The following is a 26023-nucleotide window of genomic DNA, read 5'->3' as shown; positions in this document are numbered from 1 at the left end:
GAAACACTTTTCAAAAACCCGCGCATTTCTGTGCGCTGGCGCCGCGACGATGGCCTTGGCGGTTCCTGCAATGGCTGAAGAAGCCGGCAACGAATCGGGCTTTAACGAAATCGTGGTCACCGCACAGAAGCGTGAAGAGTCGCTCAAGGACGTGCCGGTTTCCATCGTCGCGCTCGGCCTCGCGGACCTTGAAAACAAGGGCGTTACCGACCTTACCGATCTCAAGACCCAGGTGCCGGGCCTGCAGGTAACGCCTCACCCGAACAGCGCGATTACTGCGCGCGTGTTCATGCGCGGGGTCGGTAACAACGACGACCAGATCACCATGGACCCCAGCGTCGCGGTCTATATCGACGGCGTCTATGTCGCACGCAGCCAGGGTCTTGCCTCCGATGTCGCCGAATTGGAGCGGGTCGAAGTGCTGCGCGGTCCGCAGGGATCGCTCTACGGTCGCAATGCCACCGGCGGCGCAATCAACTTCATTACCCGTGCGCCCGAGCTTGGCCAGTTCGGATTCGAACAGAAGCTGACTTATGGCAACTACGATCAGTTCCGCTCGCGCACCCGCGTGAACATTCCTGTAGGCAATACGCTGGCGGTCGAACTGGGTTATCTACATGCGCAGCTCGATGGATACGTCGACAACCTGGGAACGGGCGTGAAGCGCTTCGGGGATCAGCGCCGCGACGGCTATCGCGCAGCGGCCCTGTGGCAGCCGGGCGATACGGTGCAGGTGCGCTATACTTACGATCGTTCCGAAATCGACGATACGCCGGCATTCATCGCCTACGTCCCGTTCTATCCGCAAATGGCCGACCGTCCCACCGCAGGCTCGCCATCGGTCAGCAACCTGCAGGCCAATGCGGTCGTGTCGCAGGGGCACAATTTGACGGCAAGCTGGGATGTCTCGGATGACGTCACGATCAAGTCGATCACCGGCTACCGCAAGCTGCGCAATCGCACGATGCAGGACTATCACAGCGGTGTCTTCGGACCTTTCCCGTTGTTCCGTACGGCCTTCGATTCCAGCCAGGACCAGTTCAGTCAGGAACTCCAACTGATCGGCAGCGCCTTCGACAAGCGGCTGGAATACGTCCTGGGTCTCTATTATTTCGATGAGAGCGCGCACAGCTTCGACACCACGGTTGTTCCCGGGCGCCCGCGAAGCGAACGCACCGTCACTATCGATAACAGGGCCTATGCCGTCTACGCACAGGCTACGTACAACCCGGCTATCCTCGATGATCGGCTTTTCGTCACGCTGGGCGGTCGCTGGTCGCGCGATGAGCGCAAGGCGACCCTGCAGGACGTGGCGGTGCCTTCTGTGGGCGACCCCATCGTCGGTGCGCCGGGGAACGGTGATCGCGCATTCGAGAATTTCAGTCCCAGCGCCTCGCTGCGCCTAGCGCTGAGCGACACCACGAGCATCTATGGCAAGGTCGTTTCCGGCTACAAGACCGGTGGCTTCAATGTGCGCGCCAGTTCGGTCGATCGCTTCAACGCGGGCTTCGGGCAGGAGACGTTGACCTCTTACGAATTCGGCGTGAAATCGGAACTGCTCGACCGGCGTCTGCGGGTGAATGCGGCGCTCTTCACCACCAAGTACGACGACATCCAGGTCAACGTGCAGTCCGATCCCAACAACATCGCCCGAACCGACGTGCTCAATGCAGGCAAGGCAACGATCAAGGGCTTCGAGCTCGACTTCTCGCTGCGCCCGACGAACGGCCTGACGATCTCGGCCAACTATGCCTACCTCGATGCCAAGTACGATCGCATCGTCGACGGCGCGGGCAATGATGTCACTGCGCAGTTCACTTACATCCAGGCACCCAAGCATACACTAGTGACCAGCGTGGAATACGAGTTCCCGCCTAGCCCCATCGGGACCTTCGCTATCTATGCGGATTACTTCACCAAGAGCCGCTATTCCTCGTCGACTTCGGACCCGCGCTATATCATCGGCGACTATGGTCTGCTTAACGGTCGTATCACGCTGTCGGACATTCCGGTCGGCTTCGGCAACTGGCAACTTGCCGTCTTCGGTCGCAACCTGACCGACAAGGTCTACTACGCCGACCACTTCAACGCCGGTGTTCCGAGCGCCTTCTTCGGCCAGCCGCGCACGTACGGCGTGGAGCTGTCCTTCAAATACTGACAGGGAAAGGGCCGCGATCATCCTCCTGATGGTCGCGGCCCTTTCGTGGCTGTGCTCCGTTAGGGGAACTGGCTGCAGGCGGGGCCATCACGATCCCGCCTTTCGTGCGAAGCCTTGTTTGGATCAGGCAGCCTTGGCGGTAATCGGAGCGAGGCGACCGAGGCTGCCATTGGCCCAGCCCAATATCTCTTGACCCCCGTTCGAACGCAGGTCGTAGACCTTGCCGACAAGCACGTCATGCGTGCCGAAAGGCAGGCATTCCCCTATCTCGCAGAACAGGTTGGCCGGCGCACTATCGATATACCAGACTTTGCCGGAGCGCTGCCATTCGGGGCCGACAAATCGCCGGTCGCGGCCATGGTAGCTGGCAAAGGGCTCCAGTGCGGCGTGGTGCTCGCTTGCCAGCAGGTTCACACAGAAACGGCCGGCACGGATCATCGCGTCATGAGCGGAGCCCGAGCGGTTGATGGCTATCGCCATCGCGCAAGGTTCGAGCGAAACCGGCATCATGGCCGACATCGCAAGGCCCACGGGTTCCTCGGTCTGGGGATCGTAACTGGTCACGATGCCGACCGGTGCGGGAAGGTGCCTGAGGACCCGCTTCATCTGGTCTGCAAAGGCGGAGTTTTCTGTTTGCTGCATGACCGTGCCTCCTTTGGTACGCAAAATCGGCAATCAAATGCGATTAAGGCAATTCTTGCACTGTATCATAGAGCATATCTAACGCAAATCGTCAATTGCGGGCGCGCAAGGTCGCGGGCCGGTTATCCCGCCAGTCAGGTGGAAAGGATCAGTCGGATTCGCCGGGCTTGGTGATCTTCGCCATTCGGGCGTTGTACTTGATCGTCTTGACCGCAATCGAAGTCTCGACGTGATGCACGCCTTCGATCGTGAGAATGCGGTCGGAGGCGGTCTCGACCAGCGTGTCAAGTTCCTCGAACAGGCCGAAGGCGGTAATGTTGAACTGACCCATGGTCAGCAGGACGGCATTGATCAGCGGAACCTGGGCGATGGCGTCGGCCACTTCGCGGACCCGGTCCACTTCCGCCTGGACGTTGATGAAGGCCAGGCGTGTCTTGCTGGCAATCTCGTATCCCGTGATGGCGGTGAAGGCGAGCAGTCCGTCCTGCTGCAGCCTTTTTATGCGACCGCGTACGGTGCCTTCGGTCACGCCAAGGTCGGTCGCGATCCGCCGGTTGGACACGCGCGCATCGCGGGCCAGAAGGCGGATCAGATCCTGGTCCAGTTCGTCGAGGACGATATCGCTCATGTTACTGGCCCTCTTCGATCGGGGCGACGTCGAACTGGTATTTCACCACGTCGACGACAACGGCCGGGGTCATCGAGCGGATGCCCCGAACTTTCGAGAGCGTATCGAACAGGAACGCATTGAGTTCGGAAAATTCCTTGAGTGCAACCAGCACGTCGATGTCGTAGCGGCCAGTGACGAGATGGACGGCGAAAATCTCCGGCAGCTCGGCAAGTTCATGGGCGACGTCAGACGCACGGCGGCCATCGATTTCGATGGCAATCTTCATCAGCACGTTGAAGCCATGCGCCGAAAAGTCCGAGACGCCGACGACGCGCAACTGGTTGGCGTCTTCCATGCGCTTGATGCGCGTGGAAACCGTTGTGGCCGTAAGACCCAGCGTTTCAGCGATCTGCTGGTTGTTGGCACGTCCATTGAGACGCAGTTGCTCGACGATCGCGTGATCGGTAGCATCGAAACTGAACGACTGGCTCATATCCCCCGGGCGTACCTGATTTGCCTTACGCGCCGATGATTTGCGCGTCGCTGCCCCCTTCGTCAACCGTGGCACCGGCTTTTTCAGACTTTCCCGGTACGCGATGGGGCCAGGGCAGGGCCTCGTGCGGGGGCGATGCGATCATCCATGGGTCAGTTCTCCCTGTTTTGCGCGGGCCGGTTCCAAGCCGCAGACTTGGGCCACGGCATCGGCGGCGCCGCGCATGGCGCCTTCGATGTAGCTGACGCCGGTGGCATCGCCGAAGACATGCACTTTCATGCCGGCGGCCTCGATCGCTTCCGCCAGCGAGGTATCGCCATGTGCGCCGCGCGCGACGATCACGTGCCCTGCGCGCACGGATCGGTTCTCGCCGGACGCATCTGTGAAGGTCACGTGATTCTTGGTGATGGCGATGTCGGATGCGCCGGCATGAAGCCCAACGCCATGTTCGGCAAGCTCGGCCAGGATGCGCATGCGGCGCACCAGCATCAGGCCCTTGCCCATGCGCGGGGTCTCGTCGATGACGTGAACCTTGCGACCGCGCTCGACGAGGAATTCAGCCAGTTCCAGCCCGACCAGCTCGCCGCCGATGATGGCGATCTCATCGGCCAGCGGCATCCAGGTCCGTGTGGCCTTGCGGACCAGCGACAGGTTCGCGCTCGCGCCGGTCGCTGCGCCGATCTTCGTTGCCATGCGCGAAAACAGCGAAGTCTTGCGCTTGAGTTCGCTGGTCGTCTCGCCCAGCATCATGTTGCGCATGTCGTCGCCCGAATAGACATGCTCCAGGTCGCTGCCCGGCAGGGGCGGCATATCGCGCACGGCGCCGGTCGCGACGAGCACCGTCTCGACGCCAAGGCCGGCCAGAAGCTCGGGGGTCGCCTCGGTGGAGAGGCGGACGTCGATACCGGCTTCGGCGACCTGACGGCGCAGCCAGTTGAGGATGCGCTCGTTGGGTTCATAGGCGAGCGAGGCGAAGCGCAGCGTTCCGCCAAGCCGATCCGATTTCTCGATCAGCGTTACCTTGCGCCCGCGCGCTGCCAGCCTGCGGGCTGCTTCCATGCCGCCCGGTCCGCCGCCGACGACGGCGATGCGTTCGGCTTGCGGGACTTGCGGAGCTGCGCCAGCGGATTTGCGGCATCGCGATTCAAAGCCGAGGTCGGGGTTCACCGCGCATCGCACCTCCTCGCCCATGTAGATCGCCGAGATGCAGGTGTAGCAGTAGATGCAGGGACGCACTTCGTCGGGAGCGCCCCGTGTCAGCTTGGCGGGCAGGTGTGGATCGGCCAGCAGCTTGCGGCCCATCGCAATGAAATCGAGCTCGCTCTTGCCGATGGCCCTGTCCGCGACTTCGGGTTCGACCCGGCCCGAGCCGATCACCGGAATCGATACGGCAGAGCGGATCTGCGCCGTCGCCTCCAGGTTCCATGCCTCTATCTGCGGGGTATGCGATTGCGAATGAAGTTTGCCGTTGCCCGTCTCATGGTAGGCGGTGACGGTGATCGCGTCGGCGCCGGCCCGTTCGACCAGTCTGGCAAGGTCCTTCGCAAGATCGATGGTGATGGCACCTTCCTTGCCGACCTCGCGGGAGTCGATCTTCATCCAGACGGGGAAGTCGGGGCCCACTTCGGCACGAACGGCGCGGATCACCTCGAGCGCCAAGCGCGCGCGGTTTTCGAGAGGACCGCCATACTCGTCTGTGCGCTTGTTCGAATAGGGCGAGATGAACGAAGACAGGAGGTAGCCGTGGCCACCGTGGATTTCGATGCCGTCGAATCCTGCCTGCCTGGCGCGGCGCGCTGCCTCGGCGAACTGCCGAACGACCAGGTCGATGTCGGATTTCTCAAGCACCTTGATCTGCGGGACCGGCAGGCCCTGCATGCCGGCCAGTTCCTCCATCAGGAAGTAGTCGGTGAAATTGCCTTTGGGATTGGGCGGAAATCCCGGTGCCCAGAGCGGTTCGCCATAAGCGAAAGCGGAATGGGCGGCGACGAGGCCGCCATGGTGGAGCTGCGCGGCGATCTTGGCCCCGTGCGTGTGCACGCGGCGGGTCAGCTCTTGCAGCCCGGGCAGGAAGCGGTCGTCGGATATGGCGGTCTGGTTGATCGACACTGCGCCGACCGGCCATGCCACCCCGGTAACGCCTGAAATGATCAGTCCGGCGCCACCGCGCGCCTGTTCCTCGTGGTAGGCGATCAGGCGCTCGCCAACCGTTCCGTCCGGTTCCGACAGGCTAACGCCCATCGCCGTAACTGCGATCCGGTTGCGCAATGTCATCGAACCGATGCGGCCCTCCGACAGGAGATAAGGAAACTGGTTTGACGCCACGATACTTTTGCTCCGCCCTCTGGGCCTCTCCATACTGCGTCCGTTGCCGCAGCCTGCGTGAGATCGGTTCTAGCCGGAAATCAAATAAACGCAATAAACAAGCTTTATAGTAACGCAAAATGTGCATTATTGGCGTCAGAATACCTGAAAACGCGTACATCTGGGCGTGATGTCATCCGCCTTGAGTGTCAGGCGTGGAGAGAATCCGTGCCTGCGAGGCCGGTGGGCAAAGTCGTAACGCCTGTCGGCGTCGGGTCAGGCATCTGGGCGCACACGATCAGCGTAAACTTGCGCGGGCATCTGCTGTACACCCGGGCAGCCGTGCCCGCCTTGCCCGGGGGCGGGGGAGGTTCGCGTGTCAGTACGTCTCCCGATGCCAGCCGGAGCGGCCATACTGCGCCATTTCCAAAAGTGGACTGAATGCCCCGGTGCGCCCTGTCGCCATTCGCTGGCTCAATGGTCAGATGCCCCACGTGAATGGCGGCGCGCTCTATCGCTAGCCCGTCAGGTGGGCGATGAGCGAGACGAGCTGGGCCTGACGATGAACGCCGGTCTTTGCGAAGACGCTACGCAACTGCACTTTCGCGGTATTGTGGGCAATCCCGATCAGTCTGGCCGCGTTGACGAGTGTCTCGCCGCCGGCCAGCACGGCGGCAAGGCGCGCTTCTGCCGGGGTAAGGCCGAAGAGGTCGCGCAGGACTTGCGGCGATGGCGGGCCGTCCTGCCCGGGGCGGGAAAGCAGCAAGGCGAGCGCGCCGCTTCCCGCGCCGACGGCAGGAACGTCGATCGGCCTTGCGGTTGCCACCAGATCGCCGTTTGCCGGCCGCTCGATCCGGAAGCGGATTGGGCCGTCGGCATAACTTTCGGCCAGCATGGCATCGATGCGTCGCGCATCAGCCTGCAGGTCGAAGGTGAGCCGTTCGCCGGAAAGGCGCAAGCCTTCGCCTTCTATCAGGAGTTTTTCGGCAAGGGCGTTCTGGCTGACGACCCGGCGTTCACGGTCGAGAACGATCAACGCGAGGCCCAATCCCTGCGTCGCGGAATGGAAGGCACCATGCTGGGCGCCGGCGAACTGCAGCTTTTCGAACAGGCCTGCGGCGATACGCAAATGGGGAACGATCGCCTGCAGGCGTTTGCGTTCTTCGGGCCGGAACTCGGCTTCGTCCTCCTGTCGGGTTACCCGGAATCGCGCTTCGAATCCGCGCGGGAAGCGCAGATCGACACCGATTACCTGCTCACTGTGCGCCTCGCGCATGTAGTCGCTGAAGACTGCGTAGGTTTCTTCGGGAAGACCGGCAAGAAATCCGCGATAGGTGAGCACTTCGCCTTCGGGCAGTCCGCGAAAGGGATCGTGGGCGAAGTAGGTCCGGATATAGTCCTCGCTGCGCTGGGGATCGGCGCCGGGCGTCACGAAAGTGCCTGGCATATCGTTGTCGGGCGTCGTGATGATGAGCGTTGCGAAGGCCGCATCCATCCAGTCGGCCAGCGCCTGGAGGAAGGCCTGCCAGGGGCGCTCGCCATCGATCCCGCCGTAAAGCGTGGCCAGCAGGGCCGACAGGGCAGCGGTATCGTCCTTCATGAGGTTTCGATACCGCGAGCGGGTCGGCCGAGCCAGCCCCGGTCCGCCCCGCCGCGACGATTTCCCCGCGATCAGCCCACTTCGGCCAGTTCTTGCGCCTTGCGCGCTTCCTGCGCCCGGAAATGCGGGATGACCTTGTCCCCGATATTGGTAATCGTCTTCATGATCGCCTCATGCGGGATGCCGCCCATCTGGAAGATAAAGAGGATTTCGTCGGCCCCGGCATCGATCAGGCGCTGGACGTAGCGAATGCAATCGTCCGGCGTTCCATAGGCGTCCTGCGCTACGGTGTAGTTCGAGAGATGCTCGTCACCGACGGGAATGGCTTCTTCGGACAGGTAGGCGACCGTCTGCTGCTTTTCCTGCTCGAGAATCGCTGCCTGCTCGTCGCCGCTGAGTTCCTCGTCGACAGTCGGTTTGGGGCCGCCCTGATACCAGTAAGCGATCGATTCGGCGAAGAAGCGCTGGCCTCGCAGGCCGATCCGGCGGGCCTCCTCGCGGTCGTCGAGCACGGTTGCGGCGCAAAGCGCGGCAAGATGTTCGGTGGGGCGGAACCCGACCTGGTCCTCGGCCTTGCGGTTGCGGAATGCCTCGCGGTAGATCGCGTTCTTCTTGGCGATTTCCTCCGGGCCGGAGAAGCCGAGGACGAGAGCGCCGATACCGCGGGCTCCGGCCGCGATCAGCGTGTTTTCGCGCGTGCAGGCCATGTACATCGGCGGGTGGGGATCCTGATAGGGCTTCGGATGGATCGGCCGCTTGGGGATCTGGATGTACTGGCCATCGTGCTCGATCTCATCCTGCACCATGATCCTGGGGATGAGGTACATCGATTCATCGATCATCGGCTGCAATTCGCCCAGGTCATATCCGAAGGTGCCCGCTTCCTGCTGGGTTCCGCCCTTGCCAACGCCAAAATGCAGCCTTCCCTGAGACAGAATGTCTAGCGTCGCGATGCGCTCTGCCACCTTGACCGGGTGGTTCATGGCCGGGGGCAGGCAGACCACACCGTGCCCGATGTGGATGCGGCTCGTCGCGCCAGCGATGAAGGCGAGAACGGTTTCCGGCGCCGACATATGGGCGTACTGGGTCAGGGCAGTGTGTTCGACGCACCAGATGCAGTCGAAGTCCTTCTCTTCGGCGAGCTTGGCCTGTTCCACGATCTGGAGGAACACGGCCTGCTCGTTTTCGCGGCTGGTATCCACCATCTGTGCTTCGTAAATGATTGAGAATTTCATGTTCTGCAGCTCTCCCCGGCCGATGACACGGCGCGATTCCTTCTCTGATTCTTGCACGCTAACGGAGGGCGGGGCGGCTTTCATAACCCGATCGGGCTATCCGGCGCCCGAATGATCATATCGAGCTTACGGAACGCAATGGAAATTCAATTTAGCCATTATCTGTTGTAATGCGTAATATGGTTGTTATTTGTCAGCGCAAATATCAATAAGCTGATTGAAATGAATTTTGGAGAGACCCGATGAACGATGTCGTTGCCGATCTGGCCGCGCGCCTCGCTGCTCTGGAGGACAAGGAGGCGATCCGCCTGCTCAAGTCCCGTTACCTGCGGGCCTGCGATCTCAAGGACGTCGAGACTGTACGAGACTGCTTCGATCCCGACGAAGTCGTGATCGCATATCAGGGCTTTCCCGTTTTTCACCGGCGCGACGATTTCGTCGAGATTTTCCGGCAGATGGGATGCCAGCCGGGCGTGCACGATATCCATCATGCCACGAACTGGGAGATCGAAATTACTGGCCCCGATAAAGCCAGGGGCCTTTGGTCGCTGAACTTTCGCACGATCCTCGTTGGACTGCGACAGATCACACGGCTCGCCGTCGAGTACGAGGATGTCTACAGGCGCAAGGGCGGGCGCTGGTACATCGCCGAAACGGTCAGCAGGGTTACATCCGTCATTACCGAGGAAGTCGACGAAGCCGGTGCGATCAAGGTCGTCAGCTACGGCGAAATGCCTCAGGCCCCGGTCGAGCCCGCCTGACCGGCAGGCGGAGCCCGGAACGCCGGCTTCGGCATCAATCGGTCAGGGCAGGGTAATCGATGTAGCCGCGCTCTTCGCCGGTATAGAGGCGGGCGTAATCCGGCTTGGCGAGCGGCGCGTTCGTGCGCAGCCGTTCGACGAAATCGGGATTCGCGATGAAGGGGCGACCGAAGGAGATCGCCTCGGCCCGGCCGCTTTCCAGTAGTTCGCAGCCAGTGTCCAGCGTCAGCATGTTGTTGGCGATGACGGGGCCTGAGAAGTGCCCGCGCACGAAGGACAATGTGTCGAGCGTTTCCAGTTTCATGTCGACGACATGCAGGTAGGCGCAATGCAGCGGATCGATGGCATCGAGGAACGGGGCGAACGTGGCTGCCGGATCGGGATCGGTCATGCCGTTGTACGCATTGCCGGGCGAAATGCGCACGCCGACGCGGTCGGCCCCGATGGCAGCGGCGAGTGCCTCGACCACCATGGTCGGAAAGCGTGCGCGCCGCAGGGCATCGCCGCCATAGGCATCGTCGCGCCGGTTGCTGTTCGCATTGAGGAACTGGTTGATGAGGTATCCGCTCGAGCAGTGCAGTTCCACCCCATCGATGCCTGCCTCGCGCGCATTGCGCGCGGCCTGGGCGAACTGGGCGGCAACGCCGGGCAACTCTTCGGCATCCAGCGCGCGGGGCATGGCGCATTCGACTGGCACACCGTCCGGCCCGGGCACCCTGTCGGGACAGGGCAGGGCGCTGGGGGCGACGATTTCGGCCTCGAAACCGCGGTTTTCAGGCACGACGACGCGGCCCACGTGCATGAGTTGCATGACGATGCGACCGCCCTCGGCATGGACGGCATCGGCCACCTTGCGCCACCCGTCGATCTGGGCATCGGAATGGATGCCGGGCGTGCGCCAGTATCCCTTGCCTTCCGGGCAGGGCTGGGTGCCTTCGGTGACGATCAGGCCTGCGCCGGCTCGCTGCCGGTAGTACTCGATCATTATCGGCCCGGGCGCATCGCCGGAACCGGCGCGGTCGCGGGTCATCGGAGACATGACGACGCGATTGGACAAGTCCAGGCTCCCTAGCGTTATAGGGGAAAAGATGGACCTCATAATCCGCATTCTCCATATCAAATACGTAATTGACGTTGATTTGCGTTACAGGTTAGACGAAGAAATGCGATATGCAAGAGGAGTGAGAGGATGATCGACTACGGCCTGGAGGGCAGGGTTGCCCTTGTGACCGGCGCGAGCGGTGGAATCGGCCGCGCAGCGGCACTGGCGTTCGCCCGTTCGGGAGCGAAAGTGCTGGTCTGCGACGTCAAGGACGAGGAAGGTCGCGAGACCGTCTCGATGATCGAGGCGGCAGGCGGCACGGCGATCTGGCAGCGTTGCGACGTCAGCAGCTCGTCCGAAATCAAGGCGATGGTGGGCCGGGCGGTCGATGCCTGGGGCCGTCTCGACTGTGCGTTCAACAATGCCGGCGTCAATCTCCTCGGTCGCGACGAGTTCGCGGACGAGAACTGGGACGTCGCGATCTCGATCAACCTGACGGGCGTCATGCGCTGCATTCGCGAGGAGGCCGAGGTGATGCTGCGCAATGGCGGGGGGGCGATCGTCAACACCTCGTCGATCAACGGCCTGGTCGGCAATCCCAATCAGCCCGGCTACGTCGCATCCAAGCACGGAGTCGTGGGACTGACGCGCCAGGCGGCGCTGAAGTGGGCTAAGGAGGGCATTCGCGTCAACGCGGTCTGTCCCGGCGTGATCGAAACGCCGATGACCGCTCCGATCGTATCCGATCCGCAGCTTCGTTCGCTGGTGGACTCGATGACGCCCATGGGCCGCTTCGGCAAGCCTGAGGAGATTGCCGAAGCGGTGGTTTGGCTCTGTTCGGATGCGGCCAGCTTCGTGACCGGCCATCCGATGGTGATCGATGGCGGTGCGATCGCATTCTGATCGCGTTCGGGAGGAAAAGACGCAGGGCGCCGGCCGTCAGGCCAGCGCCTCACGCAGCCGGGCACTGGCGCGGTCCAGATAGGGCAACGCATCGGGTACGGCCGAGAACATGGAGGCAAAGCCGTGGATCATGCCCGGCGCGATCTCGGCTTCCGTCGGCACCCCGGCCCCGGCAAGCCGCGCAGCATAGGCCATGCCTTCGTCGCGAAGCGGATCGAACTCCGCGGTGATCACTGTCGCCGGGGGCAGGCCAGCCAGATCCTCCGTCCGGTGGACGGTCGCCAGCGGGACATGTCCGGAGTTCCTCGGCCCCACGTAGTGATCCCAGAACCATTGCATCATCGCCGTCGACAGGAAGCCGCCGTTTTGGCCGTGCTCTGCATAGGACGATAGCGTGAAGTCATTGTCGGTGACCGGGTAGATCAGCAGTTGGTGCCGCAGGGGCGGGCCGCTCTCGTCGCGAGCGCGGATGGCAACGGCTGCGGCAAGGTTTCCCCCTGCGCTGTCTCCGGCGACCGCCAGCCTGGTGGTGTCGACGCCCAGAGCCTTCCCGTTCGCGGCGGCCCATGCGAGTGCATCGTAGCAATCGTCGAGGCCGGCCGGGAAGGGATGCTCCGGGGCAAGCCGATAGCCGACCGAAAGAACGGCCGATCCGCTCTCACGCGCAAGCTGGCGGCATAGCGCGTCGTGGGTGTCGAGGGTGCCGACAACCCATCCGCCGCCATGGTAGAACAAGGTCAATGCCACGTCGGCAGCCGTTCCCTCGGGTACATAGAGGCGCGCCGGGACCCTTCGTCCCTCCAACGCGAGATCGATGTCCTCGACCCGGGCAAGGGTCAGGCCCTCGGCATCGAACATCGGGTTGTCGTTGAGGGCGCGGACCTGCTCGGGAGTCGCTTCCGGGAAGGAGGGCATCTCCATTTCGGCCATGGCGCCGAGCAGGGCTTCGATCTGGGGATTGAGGGGCATGGTCCTGATTGTTCCTTCGGTCAGGCCGGTCAGGCGGATTGCACGGCGAACTGCGCGACGATGTCCCGCACCGCCGCAGCGATGTCATTGCGGGTATAGCCCAGGAGCGCGACTTCGTCCGCATCGGGCTCATAGGCAATCGTGTTCCCGCGTCCCTGCGGGATTGCCACGTCGGGCAGCAGCGGCAGTTCGGCATCACGCTCCTCCATCACCACCGTGCTGCCCACGGCATCGAAGAAGAGCTGGAAGTATTCGCGGAAGGTGAGGTTTTCGTCACCTACGAGATAGGCTTTGCCCGGCTCACCGCGTTCGAGTGCACCGGCGATGGCTTCGGAAAGCGAGCGGAACGACATGAAGTTGGTGCCGCCCGGCGGTGCGAAGTGCTCGATCGGGATCTGGCCCAGCGCCCACTGCACATAAGGTTCGAAGATCGCGCTGGGCAGGCCCGGCACGGTTCCGACCATGAATGGTGCATTGACGCTGATTACGTCGAATCCGGCGCAGCCCTGTGCTCGCGCGCCTTCGCAGGCGGCCTTGCGCGACTGGATATAGACATTGCCCGCCACCAGCTCCGGACTTGCCTGCGGATAGAAGCTGCCAAGCTGGATAGCGCGGGTGACACCTGCTTCGCGCGCGGCGGCGAAGAAAGCGGGGATGGACTCGGCATTGGCGTGCATGAAGTGGGCGGCAATGTCGCTTCCTTGCGGGATGTGGCGCGGGTCGTTGCCGGCTGCGAAGACGACCCAGTCGAAGCCACGCAGACGTTCGGGCGTGAAGTCGCCTGCAACATAGTCACCCTTGAGGAACGGCATGTCGGCCATGGACGTGCCGATCGAAGGCGTATTGCGCCCGGCCACGGTTACCTGATGGCCGAGGCCCGCGAGGTGGATGGCGGCATGGCCGCCAAGGGCGCCGGTGCCGCCGACGACGAGGACTTTCTTGCTCATGATATGTTGGCTCCAATGGAGGGTCGGACCGCGATCCCTGTATCGGGACTGCGATGAAGCAGGTTGCTGCCATCGACGGTCGCGATGGCAATGTTGAGGTGCTGCGCGATGTTCCAGGTCATGCAGGAAGCCCGCGCAATGGCGCCGGTTATGGGTGCAGTCTGTTCTGCCGGCGCGCCGTTCACGCCTGTTGCACCTTGACCGGGCGGGTCTCTTCCCAATCGATTACGAGGCGCCGGTGAGCGATGCGCCACAGCCCTTCTTCGTGCCGCCATCGGTCGATGTAGCGGATCGACCAGGACAGGATCACGTCGCCGTCCTGCAGCAGGTGGTCTGCGGTCGCGTAAGTTTCGCTGCGTGCTTCATGCCCTTCGAACTCGGCATGGACCTGATGGACGGTATGGCGGGTCGTGCGAAACATGCGCGAGAGCAGGTCGAGCGATCCGAGGTTCGTATCGAGTCCTTCCGAGCGAAAACCGGGCCCTTCAATGACGCAGTCTTGTGTCAGCACGGCTCGCCACAGGTTCTTGTCCCGCCGGTCGGCGCCAAGGGCATAGGTTTCGCAGGCGTGCCGCAGCGCAGCCACTTCGGCGATCTCGATTGCCGTCATGAAGGGATCCTTATGCCGTTGCCCGAGACGATGGGAACAACGGTCCATTCACCGTCCTGCGTGCGCGTCCATCCCGATGCGGCCAGCGCGCCACCGTCGACATGGATGGCGGTGCCCGTAACCCAGCTGGCAAGCGGACTGGCGAGGTAGAGCGCAGCCCCGGCGCAGTCTTGCGGGCGGCCGAGCCGGCCAAGCGGTATCCATTTGTCCTCATGCACGCGATTTTCCGCAGGGATCATGTAGTCCAGCGGAACCTGTCGGGTGTCGGTCGTTTCCGGCGCTATGTCGTTGACCCGGATGCCTTCGGGACCGAGCTCAAGGGCAAGGCTCTTGGTAAACCCGGCGATGCCTGCCTTGGCGGCGGCATAGACCGAGCAGCCCGGAATGCCGCGATAGGCTTCAATCGAGGTGACGTTGATGATTGCACTGCCCGGCGCCGATCTGCGTAACAGCGGCAGCATGGCAGACGTCATCCGCAGCAGTTGGCCGAGATTGACGTCGAGTACTTCGCCCGCTTCTGCGGCCGACAGCATGGCAAAGGGGCGAGGATGCACGAAGTGGCCGACGTTGTTGACGAGGACATCGAGCTTGCCGCTGACCTGGGCAACCCGTTCGGCTGCCATCGCCGGAAAATCCGGTGCGCAGACATCGCCCTTCAGAACATGCATTCCCGCCGTTTCGAGGTCGGCGCAGAGATCCCCGTCGATTTCGGCTGCAAAGACCTGGGCGCCGCAGGCGTCGAAGGCGTCGGCAATGGCTCTGCCGATTCCCGATCCGGCGCCGGTTACAAGGACGCTCTTTTCGCTGAAATCGAAGGCAATGCCGCGCGTGATGGGGGGATCGGATGGCACGATTTCTCCTCTTCCATTTTCTTCTTTGTTACGAATAGTGATGATTGATCGATATGAAGTCAATCAAATGCGCAAAAATATATTGCCGTTGTGACGACTTCACGCATAAAGGGTGAAAAAGGGAGAATCCAATGAACAGGCTTGAAGGAAAGGTCGCGCTCGTGACCGGCGGATCGCGCGGCATCGGCGAGGGAATCGTTCGCCGCTTCGTCGAGGAAGGCGCGCGGGTGATGCTCACCGATGTACTTGTCGACGAAGGCGCGGCCCTGGCTTCGCAGTTGGGCGATGCCGCCCGCTTCCTGCGGCATGACGTTACCTCGCGCACGGATTGGAACGATGTGATCGCCGGAACCGAAGAGGCCTTTGGCCGCATCGACGTGCTGGTCAACAATGCCGGCGTGATCGTCTTCAAGGCCTTCGAGGATCTGAGTGAGGCCGAGATCGACAGGCTGATCGACATCAACCTGAAGGGTGTCATCAATGGCTGCCAGGCCGTGGTGCCCGCGCTTGAGCGCGCCGGTGGCGGCGCGATCGTCAACATGAGCAGCGCCGACGGCATTTCGGGGGCGAACGGGGTTACCGTCTATTGCGCGACCAAGTTCGCCGTGCGCGGCTTGACGAAGGCGCTCGCGATGGAGCTGGGGCCGCGCAAGATCCGGGTCAATTCGATCCACCCCGGCGGCATCTATACACCGCTCGCCAATCCGATGAATGCACCGAAGGCGGAATACGACAAGGGGTTCTGGATCTACCCGGCGCAATGTGCCGGGGAGCCCAGCGATATCGGAGCCGCAGCGGCCTATCTAGCGTCCGAAGATGCACGCTATTGCATGGGGACCGAGCTGTCGGTCGACGGGGGCCTCAATGCGGGCCATTACTACATGGGAATGCCCGGATCGCCCACACCTCCGCAGGGATGATGTCCTGAAGCGAAGCGGGGGGCGGGAGCCGGCCCGACCGGCCATTCTCCCGGACCCCGCTTTCACGCCTCGGGCGTTCAGTAGATCGCCGCCGGGTTCTTCTCCCTCGGGCACCCAAGGGTATCGCGGAACGAGACGCGCTCGTTGCCCCGGTCGGTGATGCCCAGTTCCTTGGCGATTTCGGCGACGATCAGGGTCCGGCCCGAGAGATCGTCGCGGTTTGCCGCGCGGTCGATTGCATCGAGGACATGAGCGGAAAACTCAGGGTTCTCGGCCATGGCGATGAGCTGCTCGTACTGCTCGGGATGGGTCTTGGCCGAGATCTGCGCGCGCTCGGTCATCTGCATGCCAAGCCACAGCGATACCGCGATCACGCCCGATCCGCGCAAGTCATGTTCCATGTCGTGGGCAAGCTTGTCCAGACCGGCCTTCTGCGCCCCATAGGCTGGGCCGTGCATGTAGCATGTGGCACCGAATGAGCTGGTCATGGCGATGCAGCCCGATCCTTGCGGTACCATCATGCGCGCGGCGTGCCAGCTTGCGACGTAGGCGCTGCGCAGCCCGACATCGAGGATCTTCTGGGCGTCGAGTTCCTTTTCCCAGAAGGGCATCTTCTCGATCAGCTGGTGGTGCATGTAGGCGGCATTGTTGACCAGCACGTCGAGCGTGCCGGCATTCTCATCGGCGATCTGTTCGAACAACCGGGCGACCTGCGCATCGTCGGCATGGTCGCAGACGACAGGCACGCCTTCTCCGCCCAGTTCGTCGATCCTGGCCGCCGTTTCGGACACGGTTCCGGGCAGGACGCTGCCGTCCCAGCCCTTGGCATTGCCCGGCGTCACCGTACGGCCGGTGACATAGACCCTGTAACCCAATTCACCCAGGCCGCGGGCAATACCCGCCCCTGCACCCCGGCTGGCGCCGGTAACCAGTGCAATCCTGCGATCTGCCATCAGGCAACTCCCTTTCTTCTCATGTCATTGGCAGCGCCGGTGGCGAATGCCGAGCGCTGGCGAAATTCCCGGGGCGAAAGGCCGGTAGCCCGCCTGAATGCCCGCGAGAAACTGTTGGCGTGGTCGAAGCCACATTGCCTGGCCACTTGCTTTACCGGCAGTTCCGGCTCGGCGAGCAGATGCTTGGCCTGTTCGACCCGACAGGCATCGATATAGGCCGAAACGGACTTGCCGGTGAGGGCGAGGAACTGGCGATGCAGATGGCGCGGGCTGATGCCGCACAAGTCGGCCAGCTCCCCCACCGCGGGCAGCGTCCTGCCATTCTCGATGCGCTCGCGGATACGGCGAAATTGCCATGCGGCCAGGCGGTTGCACGCCTCGGCTTCAGCGCCGCGGTCGAACATGCGCCGCACTTCGATGCTGACGAGTGCGAAGAGCGACTGCAGGGCTGCCGCAGATCGGTCGATCGGGTTGGTCAGTTCGCGGTGCGCCAGCCTCAGCAGGCCGCGCAGGGCCTCGCTGCGGATGTTGAGCAGGCCCTGCAGAAAGCCCAACGACAGCACTCCGTCGCCCATGATCGCACCTGTCTCCGTCTGGTCGAAGACGAAACGCACGACACGGATCAGGCGTCCGTCGCAGCGGCCGGCGATCTTCACGCCGGGGCAACGCACGACAAGGGTGCCCATGAAGCAGTGCTTGTCCGGTGCGATGTCCGGAAACCATGCCGATGCATCGGTCGCAAAGGGCGGGAGGGACATTTCCACCCTGAGGCTGCGTTCGCTGCGCTCGAATTCGACGAAGTCCGGCCATTGCCATTCGACAAGCTCGACACGCCCGCCGTCAAGCGCGCACGATTCGATAACCCGGGTCGAAAACTCCATGAACGCCTCCGCTGGTTCTCAATCCCGTTCGCCGAAATCGAACTGGCTGGTGGGGATGACGTCGATCCGGGTGAAGTCGATGAAGGCTTCGCAGCTTGCTGTCATCGCCTGCGCATTGCGCTTGAACTTCGCTTCATCATCCCCCGCATCGAAGAAGACGCGGGGATCATTCATCGCCTCGCGCGGGAAGCACTCTTCGACAAAGGCGTCATAGGCTGGCGCGTCCTCGGTCAACGGGCGAACGATCAGGTTCTGAATGTATTCGAAGTTTGCCTGGGTCTCGATCGCGACGCGGGTGTGATGGCTGTGCCAGTGCGCAATCGCGGCGCTGCGGCCCATGTCGGGAAGGAAGGAGATGAAGCTGGCCTGGCTCCATCCACAGGTCCGTTCGCCCGGCTGCGAAATATGATCGGTGTTCGCGATGATCTCCGACTCACAGACCAGCCACAGTGCGAAGCGGGCACAATGCGCATTGAGCGCGGCGTCCACGGCTTGCCGGAACCGTGCATTGGACGAAGGCATCCAGAACTGGACGACGGCATCCTGCTGTGGCCGCTGCCAGCGCTGTACCAGCGGATCGGCCGGGGCGATTGTCTCGTCGCGGATGTTCAGACGGATCTTGCGTGCGCCTGCAGCCTCAAGCGCTGCGGGGAGGGTGGCGAGCAGCCTGTCCCCGAAGCTTGCGCGGCTCTCCTCTTCCGGCGACCAGAGAGCGCCAATGACCTTTTCCATTGCCCCTCTCCTCAGTCGAAATTCGCCTGTCCGCCATCGAGCGGCACCGTTGCCCCGGTAAGGTAGCCCATGTCCGGTCCGCACAGGGCGACGATGGCGCGGCCGATGTCCTCTTCCAGCCTGCCGATCCTGCCGAGGGGGATCGTCTTGAAGAACGCTTCTGCTTCTGTGGGATTGTTCTCGATCCAACCCTTGAGGCCGGGCGATTCCGCATGGGGCGCAATCGTGAGAACGCGAATTCCGGCACGGCCCCATTCCGATGCCGCCGCCCGCGTGAGTGCGCGCGTCGCCTGCTTTACCGCTCCGTAGGCCCCGTAGAAGGCCATGTCCCAACGGATGCCTGCAGACGATGCAAAGTTGAAGATCGTGCCTCCGCCGCGTGTGGCCATGATCGGCTTGACCAGCTTCATCAGTCTCAGGCTCGCCAGCGGACCGGACAGGAAGCCGTTCAGGAACGCCTCGTCGGTCACGTCCTCGAGCAGTCCGAGGGGGACTTCCTGGGCATTGTTGACGAGCACGTCGATACCGCCGAACGCCTGTGTCGCTGCATCGACCACTGCTTTCAGGTCATCGGCGTTCTTGACGTCGCAGACAAGCGGGATCGCCCGGCCGCCGCGTTGTTCGACAAGTCTTGCGGTCGCTTCCACCTTGGCGAGAGTGCGACCGGTGGCTACGATATTGGCGCCCGCCGATGCCATGGCCAATGCAATGCCCTGGCCTACGCCCTGACCCGCACCGGTGATCAGCGCAACTTTGCCGTTCAAGTCTGTCATGTCCTCTCCCGATGGCAGAATCACCATTGGCCTTGTTCGTAGAAAATTTCGATGTATGTTACGCATCAAATCGATCATGTGGCAACCATTGCCTTTATATGCGTCGAACAAATGCGGGAGAGCAAAGCAATCATGGAAAATTCAATGCGCCTCTCAGGTTGGAGCGCGGCATGAGCGTTGCAGTCGTTACCGGGGCCGCCGGCGGAATCGGTGCTGGCCTGGCGCGCGAAGCCGTGCGCCGCGGGATGAAAGTGGTCCTGGCAGATCGCGACGCTGCCATGCTCGATCAGGTTGCCGGACCCCTTGGCGAAGGCGCGCTGGCGGTAGCGACCGACGTTACCGATCCTGCTGCAGTGGAATCCCTGGCCGATGCCGCCTGGGACAGGTTCGGCAGTGTCGACCTGCTTTTCAATAACGCAGGCGTACTGGTGACCGGCACGACCTGGGAAATCCCCAAGGCGTCATGGGAGAAAGCCTGGGCAGTCAACGTGGAAGGTGTGCTCAATTGCCTGCGCACTTTCGTGCCCCGCATGCTGGCGGCGGGTACGCCCTCGCGCATCGTCAATACCGCCTCTGTAGGCGGCTTCCTGCCTTCGCCTATGATGTCTCCCTATTCTGCCACCAAGTTCGCGGTCGTTGCCCTGACGGAAAGCCTGCACGGCGAATTGCAGGCGATGGATGCGCCGATCGCTGTGTCGCTGTTGGCACCGGGGCCAGTGAAATCGGGCATATTCCGCGAGACGCCGCCCGAAAGCGCCAGGGGCTTTCACTCGACGATGACCGGAATGTTGGAAGAAAACGGACTGACCGGCGATGAATTCGCTCCGCTTGTGCTCGACGCGGTGGCGCGTGGGGAGTACTGGATAATTCCGCAGCCGATGACTTTCGACGACGGATTTGCGGCCCGCAATGCACAGATCACCGCGCGTCAGACCCCGCAGTTCCAGCTTCTCAGGGACGAATGATGCACGCGACTGTCAGCCAACAGGATTCCCAGGACATGGCCGCGCCTCACCTGTCGTGGGACAAGGAAGTCGACGTCCTTGTGGTCGGTTCCGGTGCGGGTGGAATGATGAGCGCGCTGGTCGCCGCCAGTAACCGCGCCGAAGCTTTGGTTATCGAGAAGGCGGCCCAATGGGGCGGTACTTCCGCGACCTCGGGCGGCGGTATCTGGATTCCGGGAAGCGATCAGGCGAAGGCGGCGGGTTTCGAGGACAACCTTGACGATGCCTTTACTTATGTGCGCGGCCTTTCGGCGGACAACGTGCCCGATGCCAATATCCGAGCTTATGTCGACAATGCTGCGGCAATGTTGCGCTGGCTGACCGCGAATACCGAGGTCGAGTACGTCGCCCAGCCTTATCCCGATTATCACGCTGAAAATCCCGGTGGTTCGGCGCAGGGCTTCCGCACGCACCTCCCGCTTGAATTCGACGGGAGAAAGCTGGGCAGGGATGTGAAGACCCAGCGCTTCCCTTCGCCGGCGGCAAGCCTGTTCGGCTACCTGCAATGGACGTTCGCCGAGACCTACCTGCTCCTGTATCGGACAAAGGGATGGGCCAGCGGCCTCGCCAAAAGTATGGCCCGATACTGGTTCGACTGGCCATTCCGGTTCACGAGCCGCAAGGATCGCCGCCTTACTCTCGGCAATGCCCTGACCGGTGCGCTGCGCGCGGCGCTCAATGACAAGGGCGTGCCGGTCTGGCTCGAAACGCCGATGCGGGAAGTCGTGCGGCGGGATGGCGCAGTCGTGGGCGTGGTGGTCGAAAGGAACGGCAAGCCCTATCGTATTCGCGCGCGCAAAGGCGTGGTCCTTGCCGCGGGCGGCTTCGACAAGAACCAGGACATGCGTGACGCGAACGCACCGCTCTATCCCGCGGCGCGGTATTCGGGCGGCGTTACCAGCAATACGGGCGATGCGATCCGGGCAGGTGCCGAGATCGGCGCGGGCACGATGAACCTGCAGTCGGCCTGGGCTGCCCCGGTGTTCTACGTTCCTGGTGAAGACCGTGGCCGCCTCTGCACGATCGAGCGCGCATTGCCCGGCTGCATCATGGTCAACCGGTCGGGCGAACGCTATCTCAACGAAGCGGCATCCTATCACATCGTTGGCCAGCAGATGGCAGCGCGCCAGCGCGATCACGGCGATGCTTCGCCGAGTTGGATGATCTTCGATTACCGCTATCGCCATCTTTATCCGATGGGGCCGGTACTGCCTCTCATGCCGGACTGGATGCACAAGGGCGCCGTCAGGTCTATCCTGAAGAAAGCATCGACGATAGAGGCGCTTGCTGGCAAGATGGGTGTCGATCCGGGCAAACTTTCGGCGACGGTCGCCCGTTTCAACGCAGACGCGGCAAAGGGCGTGGACAGTGCGTTCCATCGTGGCGAACCGGCCTACGACAGGATGTACGGCGATCCGCGCAATCAGCCCAATCCCTGCCTTCGTCCGCTGAGTGAGGCGCCGTTCTACGCGCTGCCGATCTATCCCGGCGATATCGGTACGAACGGCGGTCTGCAGACCAATGCCAAGGGGCAAGTCGTCGACCATGAAGGCACCGCCATTCCGGGACTTTACGCGGTGGGCAACAACGCGGCCTCGGCCATGGGCGAAAGTTACCCCGGGGCGGGCGTGACTCTCGGTCCGGCGCTGACTTTCGGCTATATCGCTGCGCGTGACATGACCGGCGCGAACGATTGACCGCGGCGCGCGCACCCTTTGAACGAAGCCGCGCCTAACCTTCGGCAAATTCGGTGGCTGAATCGATGACCCCGGAGGTGTCGAAGGGGCGCATGGCGCACATCATCGTGAACCAGCGGCGCGGGCGCAGGCTGTTTTCGCGGTCGCGGTCTCCGAGCGCCTGGGCCTCGCGGCGCAGGCGCTCGAACATTTCGGCCAACTGCCCGGCACCCGCGTCGGAGAGCTTGAGCAGTTCGGAAGTGTAGGTCGAATCCGGCGCACCGAAGTCCATCGTCATGAACTGGACCTTGAGATATTTCTCGAAGAGTTCGCGCATCGGCAGCTTGCGGAAGATCAGGTTGCGGTCGACCAGCGGGCGCACGCGATTACCGCGCAACCGGTCGATCAGGGCAAGCCGTTCGAGCTTGGCGAGAGCCGGATCCAGCAGCGATGGGGACAGTTCGAAATCTTCTGCCAGCTCCTGCGGACTGGCTCCGGCCAGGATCGTCATGAAAAGGAATGACAGAAATACATCCGCGGAAAGGGCGCGTTCCTGAGCGAGGGTGAGTTCACGCTTCATTCCAGAGCGCGCCTGTTCGGCTTCGCGGGCCAGCTCGGAGATCGACATGCCGCAAAGTTCCGCAAGCGTTTCCAGTCGCTTGAGTGTCAATCCCTTGCCCACCAGCCAGCGCTTGGCGGTTGCCTCTCCGATGCCAAGGGCCTCGGCAAGGCGGGGGGCTGTCCAGCCATCGTGGCGCAAGTGTCTGCGCAACACGCCGAGCATGGCTTCCGTTACTGAATCGTATCGCATGATGATACGAATAGGCGCAGAAATCGATCCGGCTGGCAAGGCGTTTCTTCGCGAGAATCAGCGGCTCACCTATGATCGTATTCGCGACAGATCCACTCGGCTCGAACACAGGCCGAATACACGAATCGTCGGGAAAAGAAACATTCGGGAGAGAGCGTCAATGGAAGACATGCTGATCAGGAATGGTACCGTGGTAGACGGCACGGGCGCACCGGCCTTCGCAGCTGATGTCCGCGTGTGCGATGGCAGGATTGCCGAAGTCGGACCGGACCTCGAAGCGCGGGGCGAGCGCGTCGTCGATGCTTCGGGGTGCTACGTGACGCCCGGTTTCATCGAAAGCCATACCCATTACGACGGCACCATGTGGTGGCAGCCCGATCTCGATCCCCTGCCGGGCTATGGCGCGACCACCATGATCCTTGGCAATTGCGGATTTTCAACCGCGCCGCTCCATCGTTACATGCCGGCACAGAAGGAAATGATCGGCATCTTCTCCTTCTTCGAGGACATTCCCGAAGGGCCATTCCTGCAGAAGCTGCCGTGGGACTGGAACACCTGGTCGGAGTATCGCGCTTCGGTCGAACGCAACGTGAAGGTCCCGCTCAATTACGCGGCCTATGTCGGTCATATCGCCATTCGCCTTGCCGCGATGGGTGTGGAGGCATGGGATCGCGAGGCCACACCCGAAGAGATCGCGCGCATGTGCGAACTGCTCGACGATGCGCTGGCGGCAGGGGCGCTTGGGATGTCGGACAACCTGCATGACCATGACGGGCAGGACCGTCCAGTCCCCACGCTCAAGGCCAATGATGCGGAGTTCGCGGCGTTATTCGATGTCATGGAGAGATACCCGAACTCCTGTTACCAGGTGATCGTCGATACTTTCATGCGCATGACCGGGCCGGCTGACCTGGAAAGGCTTGCCGGTCTGCTGGGAGGTCGCAAGATCCGGGTGCAGATCGCCGGGGCCGTGCCGACGCTGGAGTTCCAGAAGGGCATCCTGCCGGCCATGCAGGAATCCCTGCGCAAGATGCGCGAGGCGGACGTCGACGTATGGCCGGGCTTTGCCCATGTTTCGCCGACCAATGTCCTTTCGATCACCAAGTCCCTGATCTTCGCCCAATCGAATGATTTCGTCTGGCATGAGGTCGTGCTTGCGGATGACCACGCCGAGAAGGCCCGGCTGTTGGCCGATCCCGAATGGCGCGCCCGCGCGCGGGAAAGCTGGGATACGAAGGCCTGGGATCACTCGCCGCTCAAGAATCCCCAGGAACTGCATCTCATCGATAGCGAGAACGGTGCAGGGCCGCTCAACATGACCTTGAAGGAATATGCGGAATCGCTTGGGCTGCACCGGTCGGATGCCATGGCGGACTGGATTCTCAAGAACGGCACCCGTTCGACCGTGCATATGGCGCCATTCCCCAAGGACGAGGCCCTGACGATCGAGCTGATGCGCGATCCCAAGACAGTGGGCAACATTTCGGACGCCGGTGCGCACCTGCAGATGCTGTGCGGGGGCGGCGAAAATGCGCTGCTGCTGACCCAGTACGTGCGCGATGAAGGAAGTCTTTCGATCGAGGAGGCCGTGCATGTCATGACCGGCAAACTTGCGGGCCATTTCAATCTTGCCGATCGCGGCGTCATTGCGCCCGGCAAGCGAGCGGACGTCGCGGTCTTCAATCTTGATGAGATCGCGCGACAGGAAATGGAGAAGGCCAATGACGTGCCCGACGGTCGCGGCGGTACGACCTGGCGCTTCACCCGCAAGCCGATGCCGACGCGCCTGACCCTCGTGAACGGCGTTCCGACTTTCGAGAACGGCGCCTACACCGGGGCCAAGCCTGGCGAGTTCCTCTCTCCGGCGATCGCTCCCAGCGATGGTCTGGCCGTAGCCGCCGAGTGATTGTGTGATTCCATAAAGTCAATTTCAAACCGGTGGGCAGCGCTTCCTCAAGAGAGGCGCGCCTACTTATCCTGGAGAGGAATTCAACAATGACCGAAGCCAAGATCGGTGACGCGGATCGCGCCTATTTCAACGGCGCGATCCGACAGGTCGCTACGGAAAGCTCCGTGCTCGTCAGTTCGAGCCGCTACCTCAACCATGGGGGACTGCGCGAGTTGATCGCGCAGGAAATGCTGCGCCGCAACGGCGCGGATCTGCCCAATACCGCCTATATTCCGGAGGTGGCGCAGATCTTTCACGATCTTGAGGACATGCCCCGGATCATGGAACTTTTCGAAATGGAGAAAGCGCGCCTTCCCGAATTTCGCAAGTGGCTCGAGGGCCGCAGCCTGGCAGATTTCACCATCGCCGAGCTCGAAGGGTGTGCCTCGGGGACCTTGGGAGAGGCGATCCGCGAATTCATGGTGAATTCGGGCTATCAGCTCGACCTGTTCTTCCAGGAGGTCCAGGTGGTGAACGACTTCACCTACTACCTGCGCCAGACGGCGCTGACCCACGACATCGAACACATGGTGACCGGCTTTGGCCCCAACCACGGGGGTGAACTGGCGCTGCTGAGCGCTAACATGCATGCCAAGGCGCGCTATTTTCATCCCGAACTTGCGGCCTTTTTCTCCCGCATCGCCTTCTACCTGAAAGCCAAGACGGTGATGAAGGACGGCTTGCACTATCCCGAGGCGATGGTCGTTCATCTCGAGGCGGAATTCCGCGGTGCGCAGCAGGGCCGGAACTGGAAGTTCCCGCTGATGCTGGTCGATTGGCGCGCCTACACGGATTGGCCGATTTCCGCGATCCGCGAGGAGTTCGGGATCGCTCCGGCCGAGGAAGGGCTCTGGCTGGAAACGAACCGTCTGTGCAACGAGGATGACCCCAACTACGGCGTCCCTGTCATGGAAGCGGCCGAATAGCGAGATGCGCAGCGCGGCGTTGCAGCAGCGTCGCTTACGCTTGATCTTCACGATACGGAGCAGCCGCGAGCGATACGCCAATCGCTCGCGGTTCCGGCGCCGAGGCATGCGCCATCACGGGCACGCCTCGTAGCGGCCCGGTCGTTCCCGTCGCGCTGGTTCGCAACGAGGGGCGCGGGGCCGTGTGTTCGAACCGGATCCAAAGACGATCCGTAGGGGAGAGGGTCGATCTTCGATCATCCGATACAAAATCATCAAACTTGGGAGGTGCATG

The 26023-nt window shown here is 62.5% G+C and carries 24 protein-coding genes; 8 read left to right on the top strand and 16 right to left on the bottom strand.

Annotation, left to right across the window (positions count from 1 at the left end):
- Positions 1–70 precede the first annotated feature (70 nt).
- Positions 71–2158 (top strand): TonB-dependent receptor, encoded by a 2088-nt coding sequence (locus SPHV1_RS02660; protein WP_231634443.1) that lies wholly within the window; start codon positions 71–73, stop codon positions 2156–2158.
- A 123-nt stretch (positions 2159–2281) separates the two neighbouring features.
- On the opposite strand, the gene SPHV1_RS02655 is transcribed toward SPHV1_RS02660, so the two are convergent.
- The 6 genes from SPHV1_RS02655 to SPHV1_RS02630 all read right to left on the bottom strand — a co-directional run bounded on the left by SPHV1_RS02655 (position 2282) and on the right by SPHV1_RS02630 (position 9042).
- Positions 2282–2800, bottom strand: a complete 519-nt coding sequence (locus SPHV1_RS02655) for a flavin reductase family protein (protein ID WP_054944538.1) — start codon at positions 2798–2800, stop codon at positions 2282–2284.
- 148 nt (positions 2801–2948) lie between these two features.
- Entirely contained in the window at positions 2949–3428 is a 480-nt protein-coding gene (locus SPHV1_RS02650; protein ID WP_054944537.1) for an Lrp/AsnC family transcriptional regulator, read from the bottom strand.
- A 1-nt stretch (position 3429) separates the two neighbouring features.
- On the bottom strand, positions 3430–3903 hold the full coding sequence (locus SPHV1_RS02645; RefSeq protein ID WP_054944536.1) for an Lrp/AsnC family transcriptional regulator: 474 nt from the start codon (positions 3901–3903) through the stop codon (positions 3430–3432).
- Between the two features lie 141 nt (positions 3904–4044).
- Positions 4045–6228 (bottom strand): FAD-dependent oxidoreductase, encoded by a 2184-nt coding sequence (locus SPHV1_RS02640; protein ID WP_082430747.1) that lies wholly within the window; start codon positions 6226–6228, stop codon positions 4045–4047.
- A 496-nt stretch (positions 6229–6724) separates the two neighbouring features.
- On the bottom strand, positions 6725–7807 hold the full coding sequence (locus SPHV1_RS02635) for a helix-turn-helix transcriptional regulator (protein ID WP_054944535.1): 1083 nt from the start codon (positions 7805–7807) through the stop codon (positions 6725–6727).
- 71 nt (positions 7808–7878) lie between these two features.
- Positions 7879–9042, bottom strand: a complete 1164-nt coding sequence (locus SPHV1_RS02630; protein WP_054944578.1) for an LLM class flavin-dependent oxidoreductase — start codon at positions 9040–9042, stop codon at positions 7879–7881.
- 242 nt (positions 9043–9284) lie between these two features.
- Between SPHV1_RS02630 and SPHV1_RS02625 the strand changes: the two genes are divergently transcribed.
- Positions 9285–9803: a nuclear transport factor 2 family protein gene (locus SPHV1_RS02625; protein ID WP_054944534.1), complete on the top strand. Its 519-nt coding sequence runs from the start codon at positions 9285–9287 to the stop codon at positions 9801–9803.
- Positions 9804–9837: 34 nt separating this feature from the next.
- Here SPHV1_RS02625 and SPHV1_RS02620 read toward each other — a convergent pair whose 3' ends face one another.
- Positions 9838–10902: an alkene reductase gene (locus SPHV1_RS02620; RefSeq protein ID WP_054944533.1), complete on the bottom strand. Its 1065-nt coding sequence runs from the start codon at positions 10900–10902 to the stop codon at positions 9838–9840.
- Between the two features lie 90 nt (positions 10903–10992).
- Here SPHV1_RS02620 and SPHV1_RS02615 point away from each other — a divergent pair, with 90 nt between their 5' ends.
- Positions 10993–11748 (top strand): SDR family oxidoreductase, encoded by a 756-nt coding sequence (locus SPHV1_RS02615; RefSeq protein WP_054944532.1) that lies wholly within the window; start codon positions 10993–10995, stop codon positions 11746–11748.
- Between the two features lie 36 nt (positions 11749–11784).
- On the opposite strand, the gene SPHV1_RS02610 is transcribed toward SPHV1_RS02615, so the two are convergent.
- The 4 genes from SPHV1_RS02610 to SPHV1_RS02590 all read right to left on the bottom strand — a co-directional run bounded on the left by SPHV1_RS02610 (position 11785) and on the right by SPHV1_RS02590 (position 15125).
- Positions 11785–12717: an alpha/beta hydrolase gene (locus SPHV1_RS02610; protein ID WP_054944531.1), complete on the bottom strand. Its 933-nt coding sequence runs from the start codon at positions 12715–12717 to the stop codon at positions 11785–11787.
- Positions 12718–12746: 29 nt separating this feature from the next.
- Entirely contained in the window at positions 12747–13664 is a 918-nt protein-coding gene (locus SPHV1_RS02605; RefSeq protein WP_054944530.1) for an NAD(P)-dependent oxidoreductase, read from the bottom strand.
- A 181-nt stretch (positions 13665–13845) separates the two neighbouring features.
- The gene (locus SPHV1_RS02595) at positions 13846–14274 is read right to left on the bottom strand and encodes a nuclear transport factor 2 family protein (protein ID WP_054944528.1); all 429 of its coding nucleotides are present in this window, start codon (positions 14272–14274) and stop codon (positions 13846–13848) included.
- Entirely contained in the window at positions 14271–15125 is an 855-nt protein-coding gene (locus SPHV1_RS02590; protein WP_197277619.1) for an SDR family NAD(P)-dependent oxidoreductase, read from the bottom strand. The genes SPHV1_RS02595 and SPHV1_RS02590 overlap by 4 nt, the downstream gene beginning before the upstream one ends.
- A 131-nt stretch (positions 15126–15256) precedes the next feature.
- Here SPHV1_RS02590 and SPHV1_RS02585 point away from each other — a divergent pair, with 131 nt between their 5' ends.
- On the top strand, positions 15257–16045 hold the full coding sequence (locus tag SPHV1_RS02585) for an SDR family NAD(P)-dependent oxidoreductase (RefSeq protein ID WP_054944527.1): 789 nt from the start codon (positions 15257–15259) through the stop codon (positions 16043–16045).
- A gap of 77 nt (positions 16046–16122) precedes the next feature.
- Here SPHV1_RS02585 and SPHV1_RS02580 read toward each other — a convergent pair whose 3' ends face one another.
- Genes SPHV1_RS02580 through SPHV1_RS02565 form a run of 4 tightly spaced genes read right to left on the bottom strand, consistent with a single transcriptional unit; the run spans position 16123 to position 19384 of the window.
- Positions 16123–16998, bottom strand: a complete 876-nt coding sequence (locus tag SPHV1_RS02580) for an SDR family NAD(P)-dependent oxidoreductase (protein WP_054944526.1) — start codon at positions 16996–16998, stop codon at positions 16123–16125.
- Positions 16998–17879: a helix-turn-helix transcriptional regulator gene (locus SPHV1_RS02575; RefSeq protein WP_054944525.1), complete on the bottom strand. Its 882-nt coding sequence runs from the start codon at positions 17877–17879 to the stop codon at positions 16998–17000. The genes SPHV1_RS02580 and SPHV1_RS02575 overlap by 1 nt, the downstream gene beginning before the upstream one ends.
- Positions 17880–17897: 18 nt before the next feature.
- Positions 17898–18611, bottom strand: coding sequence for an EthD domain-containing protein (locus SPHV1_RS02570; protein ID WP_054944524.1), 714 nt, complete (start codon positions 18609–18611; stop codon positions 17898–17900).
- Between the two features lie 11 nt (positions 18612–18622).
- On the bottom strand, positions 18623–19384 hold the full coding sequence (locus tag SPHV1_RS02565) for an SDR family NAD(P)-dependent oxidoreductase (protein ID WP_054944576.1): 762 nt from the start codon (positions 19382–19384) through the stop codon (positions 18623–18625).
- Positions 19385–19554: 170 nt separating this feature from the next.
- Here SPHV1_RS02565 and SPHV1_RS02560 point away from each other — a divergent pair, with 170 nt between their 5' ends.
- A complete protein-coding gene (locus SPHV1_RS02560; protein ID WP_082430745.1) occupies positions 19555–20349 on the top strand; it encodes an SDR family NAD(P)-dependent oxidoreductase in 795 nt (264 codons plus the stop codon).
- A gap of 35 nt (positions 20350–20384) precedes the next feature.
- On the top strand, positions 20385–22085 hold the full coding sequence (locus SPHV1_RS02555; RefSeq protein ID WP_231634433.1) for an FAD-binding protein: 1701 nt from the start codon (positions 20385–20387) through the stop codon (positions 22083–22085).
- A gap of 34 nt (positions 22086–22119) precedes the next feature.
- On the opposite strand, the gene SPHV1_RS02550 is transcribed toward SPHV1_RS02555, so the two are convergent.
- Complete coding sequence (locus tag SPHV1_RS02550; protein ID WP_231634430.1) at positions 22120–22875, bottom strand: helix-turn-helix transcriptional regulator; 756 nt, start codon at positions 22873–22875, stop codon at positions 22120–22122.
- Positions 22876–23035: 160 nt separating this feature from the next.
- Here SPHV1_RS02550 and SPHV1_RS02545 point away from each other — a divergent pair, with 160 nt between their 5' ends.
- A complete protein-coding gene (locus tag SPHV1_RS02545) occupies positions 23036–24781 on the top strand; it encodes an amidohydrolase family protein (RefSeq protein ID WP_054944523.1) in 1746 nt (581 codons plus the stop codon).
- Between the two features lie 89 nt (positions 24782–24870).
- A complete protein-coding gene (locus SPHV1_RS02540; protein WP_054944522.1) occupies positions 24871–25749 on the top strand; it encodes a Coq4 family protein in 879 nt (292 codons plus the stop codon).
- The last annotated feature ends 274 nt before the right edge of the window (positions 25750–26023 follow it).

It is taken from the genome of Novosphingobium sp. KN65.2 (genome assembly GCF_001368935.1).
Taxonomy (GTDB): domain Bacteria; phylum Pseudomonadota; class Alphaproteobacteria; order Sphingomonadales; family Sphingomonadaceae; genus Novosphingobium; species Novosphingobium mathurense.
The sequence above is the reverse complement of the archived record's forward strand: the minus strand, read 5'-3'. Positions and strand labels throughout refer to the sequence as shown.